The sequence below is a fragment of the Pantoea vagans genome (genome assembly GCF_004792415.1).
GTDB lineage: Bacteria > Pseudomonadota > Gammaproteobacteria > Enterobacterales > Enterobacteriaceae > Pantoea > Pantoea vagans.
In genome coordinates, this window is record NZ_CP038853.1 from 2965718 (window position 1) to 2981819 (window position 16102).

General features: G+C 55.3%; 16 protein-coding genes. 3 read left to right on the forward strand and 13 right to left on the reverse strand.

Annotated features, from left to right (window positions below):
• Positions 1–71: 71 nt before the first annotated feature.
• The 5 genes from EGO56_RS14025 to EGO56_RS14045 are packed head-to-tail and all read right to left on the reverse strand — an operon-like array spanning position 72 to position 4449.
• On the reverse strand, positions 72–842 hold the full coding sequence (locus EGO56_RS14025) for an amino acid ABC transporter ATP-binding protein (RefSeq protein ID WP_061061894.1): 771 nt from the start codon (positions 840–842) through the stop codon (positions 72–74).
• Entirely contained in the window at positions 839–1786 is a 948-nt protein-coding gene (locus tag EGO56_RS14030; protein WP_135909772.1) for an amino acid ABC transporter permease, read from the reverse strand. Before EGO56_RS14030 ends, EGO56_RS14025 begins: the two co-directional genes overlap by 4 nt.
• Positions 1783–2670, reverse strand: coding sequence for an ABC transporter substrate-binding protein (locus EGO56_RS14035; RefSeq protein WP_135909774.1), 888 nt, complete (start codon positions 2668–2670; stop codon positions 1783–1785). The genes EGO56_RS14030 and EGO56_RS14035 overlap by 4 nt, the downstream gene beginning before the upstream one ends.
• Before the next feature lie 22 nt (positions 2671–2692).
• Positions 2693–3481 (reverse strand): deaminated glutathione amidase, encoded by a 789-nt coding sequence (locus EGO56_RS14040; RefSeq protein ID WP_135910584.1) that lies wholly within the window; start codon positions 3479–3481, stop codon positions 2693–2695.
• On the reverse strand, positions 3481–4449 hold the full coding sequence (locus EGO56_RS14045; protein ID WP_135909776.1) for an ABC transporter substrate-binding protein: 969 nt from the start codon (positions 4447–4449) through the stop codon (positions 3481–3483). The genes EGO56_RS14040 and EGO56_RS14045 overlap by 1 nt, the downstream gene beginning before the upstream one ends.
• Positions 4450–4569: 120 nt before the next feature.
• Between EGO56_RS14045 and EGO56_RS14050 the strand changes: the two genes are divergently transcribed.
• A complete protein-coding gene (locus EGO56_RS14050; protein ID WP_135909778.1) occupies positions 4570–5925 on the forward strand; it encodes an aminotransferase-like domain-containing protein in 1356 nt (451 codons plus the stop codon).
• Here EGO56_RS14050 and EGO56_RS14055 read toward each other — a convergent pair.
• From EGO56_RS14055 to EGO56_RS22740, 3 genes are all read right to left on the reverse strand, one after another.
• Positions 5903–6334, reverse strand: coding sequence for a GNAT family N-acetyltransferase (locus EGO56_RS14055; protein ID WP_135909780.1), 432 nt, complete (start codon positions 6332–6334; stop codon positions 5903–5905). The two genes, EGO56_RS14050 and EGO56_RS14055, sit on opposite strands and share 23 nt — an antisense overlap.
• Positions 6335–6562: 228 nt before the next feature.
• Positions 6563–6772, reverse strand: a complete 210-nt coding sequence (gene cspE, locus EGO56_RS14060; protein ID WP_006118399.1) for a transcription antiterminator/RNA stability regulator CspE — start codon at positions 6770–6772, stop codon at positions 6563–6565.
• 970 nt (positions 6773–7742) lie between these two features.
• Positions 7743–7826, reverse strand: a complete 84-nt coding sequence (locus tag EGO56_RS22740; RefSeq protein WP_019105993.1) for a small membrane protein YohP — start codon at positions 7824–7826, stop codon at positions 7743–7745.
• A 255-nt stretch (positions 7827–8081) separates the two neighbouring features.
• Between EGO56_RS22740 and EGO56_RS14070 the strand changes: the two genes are divergently transcribed.
• Positions 8082–8327 (forward strand): hypothetical protein, encoded by a 246-nt coding sequence (locus EGO56_RS14070; protein ID WP_013357084.1) that lies wholly within the window; start codon positions 8082–8084, stop codon positions 8325–8327.
• A gap of 174 nt (positions 8328–8501) precedes the next feature.
• On the opposite strand, the gene gntT is transcribed toward EGO56_RS14070, so the two are convergent.
• Entirely contained in the window at positions 8502–9818 is a 1317-nt protein-coding gene (gntT, locus tag EGO56_RS14075) for a gluconate transporter (RefSeq protein ID WP_013357083.1), read from the reverse strand.
• Positions 9819–10109: 291 nt separating this feature from the next.
• Here gntT and EGO56_RS14080 point away from each other — a divergent pair, with 291 nt between their 5' ends.
• Positions 10110–11258, forward strand: a complete 1149-nt coding sequence (locus EGO56_RS14080) for an iron-containing alcohol dehydrogenase (RefSeq protein WP_135909782.1) — start codon at positions 10110–10112, stop codon at positions 11256–11258.
• An 80-nt stretch (positions 11259–11338) separates the two neighbouring features.
• On the opposite strand, the gene EGO56_RS14085 is transcribed toward EGO56_RS14080, so the two are convergent.
• The 4 genes from EGO56_RS14085 to EGO56_RS14100 form a co-directional block, all read right to left on the reverse strand.
• Entirely contained in the window at positions 11339–12175 is an 837-nt protein-coding gene (locus EGO56_RS14085; RefSeq protein ID WP_135910585.1) for a Cof-type HAD-IIB family hydrolase, read from the reverse strand.
• Positions 12176–12510: 335 nt separating this feature from the next.
• Positions 12511–12993, reverse strand: coding sequence for an RcnB family protein (locus EGO56_RS14090; protein WP_013357080.1), 483 nt, complete (start codon positions 12991–12993; stop codon positions 12511–12513).
• Positions 12994–13264: 271 nt separating this feature from the next.
• Positions 13265–14362, reverse strand: coding sequence for an ABC transporter substrate-binding protein (locus EGO56_RS14095; protein WP_135909784.1), 1098 nt, complete (start codon positions 14360–14362; stop codon positions 13265–13267).
• A 230-nt stretch (positions 14363–14592) separates the two neighbouring features.
• Positions 14593–15879: an HAAAP family serine/threonine permease gene (locus EGO56_RS14100; RefSeq protein WP_033732037.1), complete on the reverse strand. Its 1287-nt coding sequence runs from the start codon at positions 15877–15879 to the stop codon at positions 14593–14595.
• Positions 15880–16102 lie beyond the last annotated feature (223 nt).

Below are 16102 nucleotides of genomic sequence, written 5' to 3' on the forward strand. Positions count from 1 at the left end.
GAATCACGGTGACTGTTATTTACGCGCAGTTTGCCTGCGGCGACAACTGGAATCTGTAACAGAGTAAGATCTCAGATGAAGCGACTGAGAAACGCCTGGGTCCGTGGATGCTGCGGATTCGCGATCACCTCTTCTGGCGTGCCCTGCTCCACCACCACCCCACCATCCATAAAGACGACGCGATCGGCGGCTTCCCGCGCAAAGCTTATTTCGTGGGTTACCACAATCATCGTCAAACCCTGATCGGCCAGGGTACGCATGGTCGCCAGTACTTCCCCCACCAGTTCCGGATCGAGTGCAGAGGTTGGTTCATCAAACAGCATCAGCTGCGGCTTGATTGCCAGCGCCCGCGCAATCGCCACACGCTGCTGCTGTCCACCCGACAGGTGACGCGGCCAGGCGTCCGCTTTATCACTTAATCCCACCGTCGCCAGCAGCGCTCGGGCGTGTGCCATCGCTTCCTGACGCGGAAATTTATGCACGCCGATGGGCGCTTCAATGATGTTCTGTAGCACCGTCATATGCGGATAGAGATTGAACTGCTGAAACACCATGCCGATTTTCTGACGCTGACGGGCGATCTGGCGTGGCGAAAGCCGATGCAGCACATGCCCTTTCAGCACATAGCCAATCTGTTCTTCGCCGACCCGAATCGATCCGGCGTTCATCTCTTCAAGATGATTGATGCAGCGCAGAAATGTGGATTTGCCGGACCCGGAGGGTCCGAGAATCACCACCACTTCGCCGGGCCAGACATCCAGATCGATTCCTTTCAGGACCTGATTGTCGCCATAATTCTTCTGCACGTTACGGGCACAGACCAGGGGTTCACTCTGACTCATTGTTCCTCCCGCTGAGATTGCGCGCTGCCCGCTACCGTCGCGGCGCGTCTGGGGGCGCTGGCCACCCGGCGGGTGCCACGTGCATAGTAGCGCTCGATGGCGGACTGGCCCAGATTGAGGATCGAGGTGATCAGCAGATACCAGATCACTGCCACCATCAGCATCGGGATGATCTCGAAGGTGCGGTTGTAGATCGCCTGCACCGAGTAGAGCAGATCGCCCATCGCGATCACGCTGACCAGCGACGTCGCCTTGATCATGCTGATCAACTGGTTGCCGGTGGGCGGAATGATAGACCGCATCGCCTGCGGAATAATGATGCGTCGCAGCGCACGCGACCGGCTCATGCCAAAGGCTTGCGTGGTCTCCACCTGACCGTTATCCACCGACAGCAGCCCGGCGCGAATAATTTCCGCCATATAGGCCGCTTCATTCAGTGCCAGCCCGGCAATGGCTGCCGTCAGCGGCGTAATCAGATCGTTGGTGTTCCAGCTGGCCAGCGTGATGCTGCTCCACGGCAGCGTCAGCGACAGCGCGGGAAACAGCGTGGAAAGGTTGTACCAGAAGATCAGCTGCACCAGTAGCGGCGTACCCCGGAAAAACCAGATATAGAGCCCGGCGACGCCGCGCAGCAGCCGGTTCTCAGAGAGCCGCCAGACGCCCAGCAGCAGACCCAGCAGCGTGCCCAGTATCATCGACACGACCGTCAGCCCCAAAGTGACCTGCAACCCTTTCAGCACGGATTCTTCGGTAAACCACTTCAGCACCACCTGCCACTCAAAGTTAGGATTGGTCGCCACCAGCCATAGCAGATTCGAGCCGATTACCAGCACCAGAATCCAGCTGATCCAGCGCCCGTAAGTGGGCGCGCTGCGGGCGAACGCCACGTCGCGCAGCTGTGCCTCTCCACTCTCATCGCGGTGCAAATGGCGAGACGGGCTCATTTGCTGGCCTCTTTCGCCAGATTCAGCCCGGGCGCTTTGGTCATGTTGCCCTCAAGCTGCCACTTTTTCATGATCGCTGCATAAGTGCCGTTCTGATACAGCTCTTTGTAGGCATCCAATACCACCTGGCCCAGCGGTGAGCCTTTTGGCACCACAGTACCCTGGAAGATATCGCCAAAACCGTTTTTGTGCCCTTTGCCCGCCAGTTCAAGTTGTCCCTTCGCCTGATTAACAAAGTAAGTCAGTGGAGCCTGTGATGAGAAGAAGGCATCGGAACGTTTAGAGCGCACCGCCAGAATAGACGAAGGCTGATCGGTAAAGGCCTGCACCGTCACCGCCGGCTTTCCATCGGCCACACACTGCGCTGACTGTTTACGGATAACCTGTTCCGCAGAGCCAGCGGCCATAACCGCAATACGCTTGCCGCAGGTGTCATCCAGCTGATTAATTTTTGCCGGATTCCCCTTCTGCACGCCGAACACCACAAACTCCTGCACAAAATCGACGAAGTCCACTTTCTGCTGGCGGTCCGGATAATCACCAATCGGGCCAATCGCCAGCTGATAGCGACCCGCATTGATGCCGGTCAGCACGCCTGACAGGCCGCTCACCGTCGCATGCTCGATTTTCACACCCAGCAGTTGCGCCAGCGCGGTGGTTAGCTCCGCTGAGGCGCCCTCCATCGCGTGCGGGCCATTAACGATTTCATAGGGCGGAAATGAACCGTTGTTCACTGAAATCATTTTGCCCGCTTTTTTGATTTCATCCGGCAGCCGATCATGCAGGGCCTGGTCAACTTTTTGCACCGGAATAGCGTCGGCAGCCTGCGCCAGGGAGGCAGTCAGCCCCAGCGCCACGATTAAGGCGGTTGCTCTCTTCGTCATAAGGAATTCCTGGTTCAGCGGATCAGTTGAGTTCGGGACGGGCGAAGCGTCGGTTCTCCAGCACTGGCAGTACCCGGCGGGCATAGGCGACGCGCTCAGGGTCGAGATCGGCAAACAGCAGTGCGGGTGACTCCGCCGCATTCGCCACCGCGACGCCAAGCGGATCGACCACCAGACTGTTGCCGATATTGCGTGGGCCACACTCGCCCACCGCCACCATATAGCAGGTATTCTCCAGCGCACGGGCGCGGGTCAGTAACTCCCAGTGCATCTCTTTCAGCGGACCTTTAACCCAGGCAGCAGGCAGCACCAGTACGTCTGCACCATCCAGCACCAGCCGACGCGCCAGCTCCGGGAAACGTACGTCATAGCAGGTCATTAATCCGACTTTCATACCCGCGACGTCAATCAGCGGCGGAATGACATGGCCCGGATTGACCCGCTGCGACTCCTGCATCGCAAAGGCATCGTACAGATGCAGCTTTTCATAGGCGGCGATGATCTCACCGTTACGGATAGCCACCAGCACGTTGAGCGCTTTTTGCTGGTCGGTGGGAACGTGAACGCTCATCATGGTGGTCAGCGCCGTGTGCTTGCTGGCGGCCAGCAACTGGCTCAGAAAAGGGCCATCCAGCGGCTGTGCTGCCTTCAGTACTAAATCAGGGTCGGCAATATCACGCGCCAGCACACCTTCCGGCAGGACCAGCAGGTCGGCCCCCCCTTCTGACGCACGCTGCATTAAATCCAGACAGATATGAGCGTTGTCCTGCCATTCGCGGCTTACCGCAAACTGTCCCAGTGCCACTTTCATCATTTCTCTTCTCCCGCAGCGGCCGGAAACATCGCTTCCGGCGTCAGTAATTGGTGGGTCAGTCCCTGCTGATAAAGCTCGCGGCTAAAGTCCGCAATCATCTTCCTGTTAGCGCTAAAACCATTCTGATTCCAGTCCGCCGGTAATTCCTGCGCAGTGCGTCGCAAATCGTCCAGCAGCCACGGCGTGGTGTCGGCATATTTCTCTCTTTTCTGCATCCACAGCTGATAAGAGCGATCAATCACTTCACTTAACGCCGCAGGCAGCCACGGATGTTCCGCCGCCAGCGCCGGTTTAAGGGCCAGAATATGAATGCCCGGCACATAGCCGACACGGTGAAAGTAGTCCCGTTCCGCCTGATAAAAATCGGTCTGCAGCTGCCGCAGACCCGAATCAGGCAGGAAAAAGCCCTCCGGCATAAACGGTGTGAAGATGGCATCCAGCTCACCTGCCTGCAGCATCTCAATCAGCGGTCGCTCGTCAGGAGCCGGCTCAATGCGGCCGGGCCGGCCAAATCCCGCCAGCCGATCGACTATCGGATGCTCTGCCGTAAGACGACCGGCATACCAGAAGACATCATCAATTTCGACACCTGCTTCACGCAGCACCGTGCGTGTCCAGGTATTGCCCGAATCCTGCCAGCCGGTGACGCCAATCCTTTTGCCTTTCAGCTCTGCAGGCGTAGTGAGGGCGCTGCTGGCGGTGGTGATGATGCAGCGCTGACGGAAGCCGCGCATCAGAAAGTGCGGCAGGCCGAGTAAGGTTTCGTCGCCTCTGGCCCGGCTCTGGGCGTAGCGGCTGAAGGAGACTTCGCCCGCGTCATAATCAGGGCTGGTCGCCAGGTCATTCACCAGCGTGCCGACGCGGTCGATCTGCAGATCAAAGCCTTCCGGTCTGATATCGCCCAGCGCCAGTGGGGTGAAGTAGTCCCAGTCGCGTACCGCCAGTCTGATGAGTAGCTTTGCCATGATCTCTCCGTTTACGCTTCGCCGTCGGTAAGGGGCTTAAAATAGTGCTTGAATTTGATACTAGAGCCGTAATACTTATCTGAACAATCACTATTTTGTTACTGAACAAAGTATTTTCTTATGACAGAGAGCGTCGACCTCAACTGGTTTTGCAGCCAGATAACATCGCCTTCGGTGAAAGGCATCGCCCAGGCCGCCTCCGCCCTGATTCGGGACGGACAGATTGCGACAGGCATGCAGATGCCTGCGGTGCGGGAGATCGCGGAGCAGCTGGGCATCAGTCCGGCAACCGTTTCTGCTGCCTGGGCGCAACTCAGAAAGCAGAAAGTACTGGCGGGCAAAGGACGCAGTGGTGTCTGGGTCAGTGGCAACACGGTGATGCCGCGTCCGATTCGCTTTGAGAAGATCGGTAACTACGGCGATAACATCCGGGCCGATCTGACTCTGGCCTCACCCGATCCTGCCCTGCTGCCTGACCTGCAGCGCGCCCTGCAGGCGGCCCTGCACTCACCGCAACTCAATAGCTACACCCGTGAAGCGATTTCAGCGCCGCTGCTTCAGGCGATTAAGCCGCGCTGGCCCTATGCGGCAGAAGCGTTTCTGGCAACGGATGGCGGTTTTGATGCGATGAACCTGCTGGTACAGACCCTCGTCTCGCCGGGTGACCGGGTGATTATTGAAGATCCAACCGCAACCCGGCTGCTCGATATGCTGGATAACGTCGGCGCAGAGATCCTGCCGCTGGCATGTGATGAGGAGGGTCCGCTGCCGGATGTCCTGTCTGTTCTGCTGGAGCAGGCACCGGTGATGCTGATCTATCAGCCCCGTACTCACTCCGCTACCGGGAACAGCATCAGCGTGGCGCGACGTCAGGCACTGGCGCAGGTTCTGCAGATGAGCAGCACACTGATTGTTGAGGATGATGGGATTGGCGATCTCTCCGCGGAGGCGAGCTGGAGCCTGGGTTCGCACTTTCCTGAGAGAACATTGCACATCCGTTCATTTTCCAAAGCCTACGGGCCGGATCTGCGGCTGGCCGTGCTCTCTGCCACCTCGGAGATGGTGAAGCGGATTCAGTCATGGCGAAATTTTGGCGTCAGCTGGACCAGCCGCATTCTGCAGGACGCAGTCGCGTGGCTGCTGGAGGATAAGGCAACGCAACAGCAGATTGCCACCGCGCGCGCAATCTACCGGCAACGACGCGAAGCGATGCTGACGTCGCTGGCGCGGCGCGGTCTCTCTCTGCCGCTTCGCGACGGGTTAAGCCTCTATATCCCGGTAGCGTCGGAGCAGTTTGCCATGATTACGCTGGCGGCACGCGGGATTGCGGTCGTGCCGGGCGAGCGCTGTCGGCTTGGCCCCACGCAGTTTATTCGCGTCAGCATCGCCAGCCTCAGGGATGAACAGCGGGAGATGATTGCCGGGGCACTGGTCATCGCCTCCGGACGGGAAGTTAACCCGCTTGCAGATCTTTGATGAGATAACGGGGTGACTCAGCATAACCTTCGCGGGCGTAGAACTGATTCGCCTTGAGACGTGACTGATGGCAATGGACTTCCATGCGATCGCAGCCACGACGCGCTGCCAGCGTTTCAGCGTGCTGAAGCAGTTGCTGGCCGACGCCTTTACTGCGCTCACCCTCTGCAATGCAGAAGTAGCTGATGCGGGCAAAATCACCGGCCAGGGCCAGCTGAGGAATAAAGTGCAGGGAAAGAAAACCCAGCACCTGACTGCCATGTTCCGCCACCAGCAGCGCTTCACTGGGATCGCTGCATAACTGCGCCAGGCGCTGTTCAATAAAGCTTTCGGTGCCGCCATAGCCTAATTCGCTCAGCAAGGCACTCAACGCAAAACTGTCTTTCAACTCTGCCTGACGTATGTTCATCCTGCCTCCTCACTCACCGGGTTCTGTCGCTCAGTTATATAGCGTCGCAAACTAAAAAGCTGCATGTCAGGTTGTTATAAATATGTTACGGGAATTTATTGTGAACCGCCGCGCAGTTTGTGCGGCCACAGGGACGATACAGGAGGTTACGATGAAAGGAATGAAGCGCAGATTACAGCCATAAAAAAACCCGCCATCAGGCGGGTTTTTAGAATTCTGACTGTTAACTTACAGACTGATAACGTTAGCAGCAGATGGGCCTTTAGCGCCGTCGGTGATTTCAAACTCTACACGCTGACCTTCAGCCAGAGTTTTGAAGCCGTTGCTCTGGATTGCAGAGAAATGTACGAATACATCTTTGCTGCCATCTTCAGGAGTAATGAAACCGAATCCTTTAGATTCATTAAACCACTTAACGTTACCTTTGATCTTAGACATCTATATTACCTTTACATGAAAAATGGACACTAAACTGTGTCGGGGTCTAGTACAGCAATTGCTGAGGGATTTGTCCAGCATGATTTGATGAAAAAGTGATAAATATCGCCTTTCCGTGCATCCATCACACTTTCCTGCTTACAGACTTGCGAATCGTCCGTAAACAGCTAGCAGGTCCATGACCTGTACTGAACGCTAACCCGCTGGAAAGACGCACCTTTTTTCTCCGTGAGTTACACAGCACTCACGTTAAAAAGAAAAATCTTATTAAGACGTATTCCTCTTCTTAATGAAGGCAACAGAAGTAAAAACGCATTTTTTTTATCTTCATCGGAACAGCGCTTTTCTCTGCCTGACCCATTTTTAAGGGTTCTCGCAGTCATTGCGGCAAAAATGCTCATTAAATGAGCATAAATTCTTAAATTTCTGAGCGCAGTTCCTGCTTTTAATTGCACCCGGATAAGCGTTCAGTGCCAGTAATCCCAGTCAGAGTGGGGTATTCGCGGATATTTCAGCCAACAGCAAAGAAACATTGAGCGAGATCAATGAAGTGCTTTTTAGTGGTTGAATTCGCATTTGGCAACAAACAATCAGCGTTATAAGAAATTACGTTTCTCATCGCAGTCCGGAATAATGTTGCGCAGCAATAGATAAAATCTGCTTAACCGTACAGAGGCAGGCATCCGTCAGGGCGCAGTAAAAAGGAGGATGAGACGCAGAATGGTGATGAAGATACGCTGTAGCCAGTGTGGAAGCGCACGGTTCGTTTTCACTGATTATCGGGAGGGTAAGCGCAACTTTCATGGTGCCTGCTGCGCATGCTGTAAAAAACAGCTGGGCTCACAGGATCTGCTACCGAATACGCCGATGGATCCCATTAGTCAGTATTTGTTAGCGAGCCAGAAAACAGTTCGGGCACCTGATTAGGTGCCCGCTGTCGCTGAAGCTTTAACTTAACAAAACTATGACATCAGAAAATCAGTTTGAACACCCCTGTCAGGGTCAGCAAGCCCACGATAAAAATGATCGCGATAATCCACAGAATAATTTTCATTTCCTTTTCCCCCACTGATTAAACATTTTTCCTGTAAGCAGTATAGACAGAAAAATTTGTCACGCCGCTTCACTCAGTGTTCAACTGCTCATAAGTTCAGCAGATTTCGCTTTTATTTATGTTCTGAGATAACGATCGCAACACCACTTCTTACCGGCCCTCTTTCTTCGTTTTACAGACCATTCCTGGCTAAAATTCAGGCGGCAAGGCAGGCCTCAGTAGTGATGAGATTGAAATGAGTCGCGAGGAGATCTTATGAGCACGATTAATACCAGCATGGGCCGCTACAGCCTTAAGGCAAAAAACAGCGGTAACCACATCAAAGGTTCTTTCGCCATCAACGATGAAGGCGGGACGCAGCTCTCTATGCAGGAGTTTGACGAGCACTATCTTGATGATGTGGTAAACAACGTTATCTATCCGGTCACCGGCGGCAATCGCGAAATTGCGCGAGCGCTACGGGAACAGATGGTCAAAGCCGGTTTTGAACCGCCTCATTAAGAGGCCAGATTTACGTTATTACAGACCTGTGGGCCGCGTTTTGCGGCCCTTTTTATATTCGTGGTTACAGGCTGCGAATAAGCTGGCCCTGGAGGCTGCCCGCGATACAAAAAGAAACGGGCCGGAGAGAAGTAAAGCAGAGGAGCCGCTGGCAGGGTTGCCAGCGGCCAGAGGTTAAATTGCCCAGGAGAGCAGCAGGCAACCCACCAGACCACAGACCGAAATAATGGTCTCCAGCGCCGACCAGGAGCGAATGGTTTCACCAATCGTCAGGTTGAAATACTCTTTGAACAGCCAGAAGCCAGGGTCATTAACGTGCGAGAAGATCACGCTGCCGGAACCCACGGCAATCACCATCAGTTCCGGGCTGGCACCGCTGGTGACAATCAACGGTGCCACAATGCCCCCGGCGGTAATCGCCGCTACCGTGGCAGAACCCAGGGCAATACGCAGCACAGCAGCAATCGACCAGGCCATAAAGATGGGTGAAAGCTGGGTCGAGTGCATCATGCTGGCGATATATTTATCCACGCCGCTGTCCACCAGCACCTGTTTGAAGGCCCCACCACCGCCAATAATCAACAGCATCATAGCAATGATTTTGATAGAGTCGGTCAGGGTATCCATCACCTGTTCCATCGTGCGACCGCGATTCAGACCAAAGGTGAAGATCGCAATCAGTACCGCAATCAGCGTTGCCATTACCGGGTCGCCAAAGAACTCTGCATAGGGCAGCAGTACGTGGCCTTTTGGCAACAGCATCTCCGCCACGGCACGCAGCGCCATCAGCACCACCGGCACCAGTGCCGTCCAGACGCTGACGCCAAAGCTGGGCATTTCCGCTTCGGTAAAGGTCTTCGGGTTATAGAGTCCCTGCGGAATCGGTTTGTCGATGTTTTTCAGGAAACGGGCATAAACCGGACCCGCCAGAATTACCGTGGGGATACCGAGCAACGTACCGAACAGCAGCGTTTTACCCATGTCAGCATTAAACAGCGTGGCAATGGCTGTAGGACCAGGATGCGGGGGAAGAAAACCGTGCGTCACGGACAAGGCAGCCGCCATCGGCACCCCGACATAGAGCAGCGGCACTCGCGCCGACGCCGCCACGCTGAACACCAGCGGCAGCATCAGCACAAAGCCCACTTCGTAGAACAGCGCAAAGCCGACGATAAAACCGGTCAGCACCAGCGCCCACTGAATATGCTTTGTGCCGAATTTTTCAATCAGGGTGGTGGCAATACGCTGCGCACCGCCGCAGTCGGCCAGCAACTTACCGAGCATGGCACCAAAGCCCATGATCAGCGCCAGGCTGCCCAGCGTGCCACCTACGCCCGCTTTGATTGAGGTAATGACTTTATTTACCGGCATGCCCTGCATCACACCGACCGCCAGCGCCACCAGGATCAGCGCGATAAATCCATTAAGCTTAAAGCGAATCATCAGCAGCAGCAGTAACGCGACGCCAATCGCCACATAGAGTAATGGCATAGGTTTTCTCCACCTTGCGCACTGAAGGGAATTCAGTGTCGGTTTATTATCATGATCCCCGGAGGGCTGCAAAACAGTGCGCTGTAAGATGCTTACACATCCCGACAAACGCTGTTACCGATAACATGTTAAGGGTAACATCCGCAGGAAAGCACCACCCCGCCGACGGTGAATTTCTGTTTTGCGAAGATGATCAACTTTTTGCCAGTGTGTTATCAGAAAGTTTGCCCATGCTGGCGCCGCGCTTTTCGTTACACTCAGATTTTAGCGAAATGTAAAAAGGATGCGCTGGTGAGTGAGAACCTGAGTGAGCTGTACAGTAATCAACGAACCCTCTTTGGCCGCGGTAGTCTGGATAAACTGGTGCCGCTGCTGGCCGCCCGGTCACAACCTACCCTGCTGTTTTGCGGACAATCTTTCCTGCAGGGACCGGCCTATGCCCGGATAAAAGCTGACCTCAACGATCACATTCTCGGTTATGAAATTGTCAGCCATGAAGCCTCGCCCACTGAAATCGATGGCTGGGTTGCGCGCTGGCGCGGTCATGTTGATCGGGTGGTCGCGATTGGCGGAGGCAGCGTGCTGGATGCGGCGAAAGCCTTCAGCGCCATGATCCAACACCCGCTGCCTACGGCCCGCTATCTGGAGAAGGTAGGTGACACTGCGGTTCAGCCCATTACGCTGCCGCTGATTGCGGTTCCGACAACGGCCGGGACCGGCAGCGAAGTCACGCAAAATGCGGTGGTGACAGACCAGCAGGATATTCAGATCAAAGCGTCACTGCGTCACCCGGTCTTTGTGCCGGAGGTCGCGATTCTTGATCCGGATCTGCTGAAAGGCGCGCCTGACCAGGTGCTGGCGACCTGCGGCATCGATGCTTTTACCCATCTGTTTGAAGCGTATCTCTCCGGCAAAGGCAACCTCTTCACCCGCCAGCTGGCGCTGACCGGCCTGCGTCAGTTTGTTCAGGCGTGGCCTGCCCTCAATCGCGAGGATGCGGCGGGTGACGCGGCACGTGAAGCAATGATGATGGCCTCATGGCTGGGGGGCGTCAGTCTCAGCAGCGCGGGTCTGGGGGTGATCCACGGTATTGCCGGGGAACTGGGCGCGATTAAACCGTTCCATCACGGTGAAGTGTGCGGACGCCTGCTGTTTCCGTTCCTGAATCTGCTGTCTGACAGCCAGCAGCCGCTGCAGCGTACGCTGATGGAGGAGCTGCACCCGCAGCTCTTCAGCGAATCCACAGATTCACCGGCACAGTTTCTGAAGCAGTGGCTGCAGCAGCAGGCCATCACGTCATTCTGGCAGGATGGCCCGTCGCTGAGCCGCACTGAGGTGGAGTGGATCCTGGCGCGAGCCAACAGCAAAAATTCGCTGGTGAATTACAGCCGCGAACAGATGCAGACAATGATTGCGCAGGCCTGGCACATCACGGCGTGATCAACGCGCTGACCTCCTTCACTGACCTGCCAGCCTGGCAGGTCATGCAGCAGCTCAGCGCTATCCTGGCACGTTCAGTCTCAGCGCCGCGGGGCGGCAAAAGGTCCCTCACCTGCCAGCATCTGCTCCATGATCTGCAACACGCCCTCCTCATTATTAGACGCCGCGGCATAACGTGCCGCCTGCTTCACCCGCTCTGGCGCATTGTCCATGGCAAAACTGAAGCCGGACTGTTTCAGCATCTCCAGATCGTTACCGCCATCGCCAAAGGCCAGCACCTGGTCGTGCGTGATCCCCCAGCGTTTTGCCAGCAGATCCAGACCGTGCGCTTTGTGATTTCCCGGCACGATCAGATCGACCGAGCCATGACCGCTTGACGTCGCGGCCACGCGTCCCTGGTGCAGTCGCTCAATATCCGCCATCAGTGGCTCGATGTAATCATCCGAGAGGTTCAGCGCGAACTTAAACAGCCGGTCATCCTGCACCTCATCCAGATGATGAATCGGCTTCAGCCGGTGACAGTAATGGCGCATCTTCTTCAGCCAGCTCTCTTCCATGCCGTCGAAGTAATACGCGCTGTTACGACCACACAGCAGGTAACGCAGGCCAGGGTAATTGCCGTTTTGCAGAGTGCTGATTACCGCTTCTACATCGCGGCGTTCAAAGGCACCGCAAAACAGCTCCTCGTCACGATCGATAATCCATGCGCCGTTTTCCGCCACAAAGGCGATATCGCTGGCGATCTCCGGGAAAAAGGATTTGAGCTGGTAATACTGATTGCCGCTGGCCACCACAAATTTGATGTCGCGGGCGGTGAGTTGCTGATAGCAGGCGAGAAAGCGGGATCGATTGTACTGCTTGTTATCGTCCAGAAACGTGCCATCCATATCGACTGCAACCATCTTAACCGTCGTCATCATGACTCCTTACACAGGAAATTTTCAGCGTGGAGTCTCAGGATAGCCGCTGGCGCAGCAAAACGGAAAGAAAGAGGGATGGCCGTAGCCATCCCCGAGATTTTTGACAAACTCCGGCCCGGTAGCGGTAAGACCGGGCCTGCTTAGGAAACCCGGTCAGATCGGAAAGACGCAAAAGCTGTCATCCATGACACGCTCGGCCCGCGCCATCCGTGGCGCGGGACGCTTTCCTCTTCTGACCGGGTTCCCTGCGCTTTTAGCTATTACTTTGCTGTCAGAGCAACCCTGATTGGGTTTGTCAGCAGTCTGGGATGGCCGCAGCCATCCCTGGGGGATTAGTTCAGGGCGCTGTTCAGCACCAGCGCGGTAATCACACCGGTCGCGGCAGCAATCAGCACATAGTTGCCGTCGATGTTTGCCCAGTGATAACCGCGCGGCGGTTCACGCAGACCGCGTTCATGCCAGTCGGCTACGCGATAATGGTCGCCGCGATATTCCTGCGGGACAGGATGGCCGCGACGAAAATCGTGACCCTGCCAGGCGAAATGGTCACGGTCATTGCGGGATTCTCTGCCACGATGGTTGTTATCTTCATCATGCCGATTATTGCCCATGTCGTGAGGCTTTTTATCATCATGGCGATTGTTGCCGCGGTCTCGATTCTGATCGGGGCCGCGATTGTCAGGGCGTTTATCACTGTTCTGATGCGGCACCGGCTTACGCTGACCGTCATCATGATCGTCTGCCAGTGAAACCTGAGAGAAGAGCGTGCTGCATGTTAAAAGTGAAGCGATAAGCGTTAATGTTGTTTTTTTCATGATACTGCCTCCGAAAATAACGGCTGTTCAGGCACCGTTGATCGGCATCATGGCAATAATTCTGGCGGGAGACATCTGTAAAAGTCTTAAAATCCGGTAACTTACACAGTATTACGCTTGCTTAGCGATTTCTTAACACAGGTCATATCTTTAAAACTCTTCTGACGCAATCCAGATGTTAACCAGGCAGCCTGAACATCACGCCTCAGGCTGACCCGTTAAAACCTGTTCAACGTCAGGGTGCTGAAATGCACCCCGACGCTTTACCCGGTTATGGCGTGCTGAGGATCACCGGCGCATCCGGCAACGCCGTGAACTGTTTTACGATATGGTGATAATCGGCCGTCGGATCGAGATCACGGAATACCTCTGGATAGAGATCTTTTGCCAGAATTTCCATACCGATGATGTTGTAAGGGTGATTATAAAAATGGTGATAAACGCCATAGACCCGTTTCTGTTTCACCGGTTCGATCTGTTCCAGCCCGGTACGGCTCTGCAGGCGGTTAAAGGTGGCGGTCACGTCGGTCTGACTGGCACCGTAACCAAACGGCAGCACGTTGCTGTTCGGACGCTTCGAACCGGTCATGATGTAAACGTCCGGCTTCATGGCGATAATCTTCTCCAGCGACACAAAACCTGAGCTGCCGGGCAGCAGCGCTGAGCCGATATTTTTCCCGCCGACCGCTTCCACCAGCGCACCCCAGCCGTTATGACCATGGGTAAAACAGCAGTTGTCGCTGTTACCGGCAATCGGTTCAATAAATACCGTCGGCTTGTGCGGCACCTGCGCAATCTTCTGCTGAAGCATCTGCCAGCGCTGCTGATAAAAATCGGCGTAGGCTTTTGCTTCGGTTTCGCGATTCAGAACGGTACCCAGCACTTTCACACTCTTCAGGGTGTTCTCTTTGGGGTGAAGCTCATCATCCAGGAACAGCACCGGGATATGCAGATTTTTCAGGGTAGCCAGCACGCCCGACTGCGCCAGTGCCGGTTTGGCACGCAGCTGCGCAATCATCAGGTCGGGCTGCTTCGCCAGCACGCTCTCCAGATTGACCTGCCCCTGATCGTTAAAGCCCATATCTACAATCGATGCCGCCTGCGGCCAGCGCTGCTTCAGCAGATCCCAGGTCTGGGTATCCTGCTTTTTCGGCAGGTTATTCCAGGCAACGACCCGCTGAAACGGGTTCTGTCGATCCAGTAAGGCCAGCGCCATCACGTCGCGTCCGTCCTGTAAAATCACATGCTGCGGCTCCTTTTGCAGGGTAATTTTCTGACCATCCATGTCGGTCACTGTGACCGGATAGGTGGTCGCCGCACAGGCGGTTGACAGTAACAGCGTAGTGGCAGCAACAATCCCGATTTTCATTTTTCTCCTGTCCTTTAAAGGAATAATAATTATTCGCGTTAACTCTACCATGTGAAAAAGTAACAAATGTAAATATTGCTGACGAGATGCGTCTGACAGAGAGGGGTTACTGTGCGGCGGCTGGTTAAAACAGGGAGACCAGGGCTGGCGATACATGGAGAAATGACGCGTGGCGGGCAGAACAGCAGACGCCTCTCAATACCGCGGAGAGGCGCCTGTTGATTGATCTGTTACTTCACCAGTGAATAGAAAATCGCGGAGATGGCAATCAGACCAATCAGCACCACAAACAGGTTACTGATTTTCCCGCTGTACTTTCGCATCGCCGGGACTTTGTGAATGGCATACATCGGCATCAGGAACAGGATCATGGCAATCACCGGCCCGCCCAGCGTCTCAATCATGCCGAGAATATTCGGGTCCAGCGTTGCCACCAGCCAGGTGGTGAGCAACATAAAGAGTGACGTCAGACGATTCAGTCTGGCAGGCGCAATGGTTTTACCGCGACTGCGTAGCGCCTTATTGACCATACCATTAAACCCTTCACGCGCGCCCAGATAGTGGCCGAGGAACGATTTGGTGATCGCCACAATGGCAATCAGCGGCCCGAGCCAGGCAATCATCGGCACCTGAAAATGGTTCGCCAGATAAGAGAGAATGGTAATGTTCTGCGCCTTGGCGGCATGGAGATCGTCAGGCGACAGGCTCAGCACGCAGCTGAAGACAAAGAACATCACCGTCACCACCATCATCAGGTGCGAGCAGGCCAGAATGCGCGAGCATTTTTTCTCGGCGGCGTCGCCATACTCTTCGCGCTTCGCCAGGGCAAAGGAGGAGATGATCGGTGAGTGGTTAAATGAAAAGACCATAACCGGTATCGCCAGCCACAGCGTCATCCACAGGCTGCTGCCCGCAGGCTGAACGTTCAGGGTTGAGAGTGCAGCCCCGTGCCAGTGAGGGATCAGATAGCAGGCCATCAGCATCAAAACCGCCACAAAGGGGTAGACCAGCACGCTCATCGCTTTGACGATCATCTTTTCGCCGAAGCGCACAATGGTCATCAGGCCGACAATCAGCAGCAGCGACAGCAGCACACGCGGCGGTGGCACAAGGCCGAGCTGATTCACCATCAGGCTCTCAACCGTGTTGGTGATCGCCACGCTGTACATCAGCAGAATCGGGTAAATCGCGAAGAAATAGAGCAGCGTAATCAGCTTGCCCGCGCCGACGCCGAAATGCTCCTCGACCACCTCAGTGATATCACCCGCCGGATTTTTACCGGAAAGGACAAAGCGTGTCAGGGCGCGGTGCGCGAAGAAGGTCAGCGGAAAGGCCAGCACCGCCATGATAATCAGCGGGATCAGCCCGCCGACACCGGCATTGATGGGCAGGAACAGCACACCGGCTCCGATTGCGGTGCCGTATAAACCCAGCATCCACATCGTGTCGGTTTTACGCCATCCCGTATCGACGTCACTCTCAAGCGCGCCCAGCGTGCCAGTTTGCGTGGTTTTCATCAGATAGTCCGTGTTAAAAGCCGCCAGTAAACCTGAGCCGTCAGGCAGGTAAACGTATGCCCCGCTCTCAGCCTCAGCTGCAGACGGATCGGTGAAGCGTAAAAATGATCCGCGCATGCAGAGGTAATCGATTGCGTGCGCCACTTTTTACACTACCTGACGATAAAAGTTCAAGCCACGAAGACAAGCACGCATGGATTGCTGAAAAAACCGTCAGGTTGTG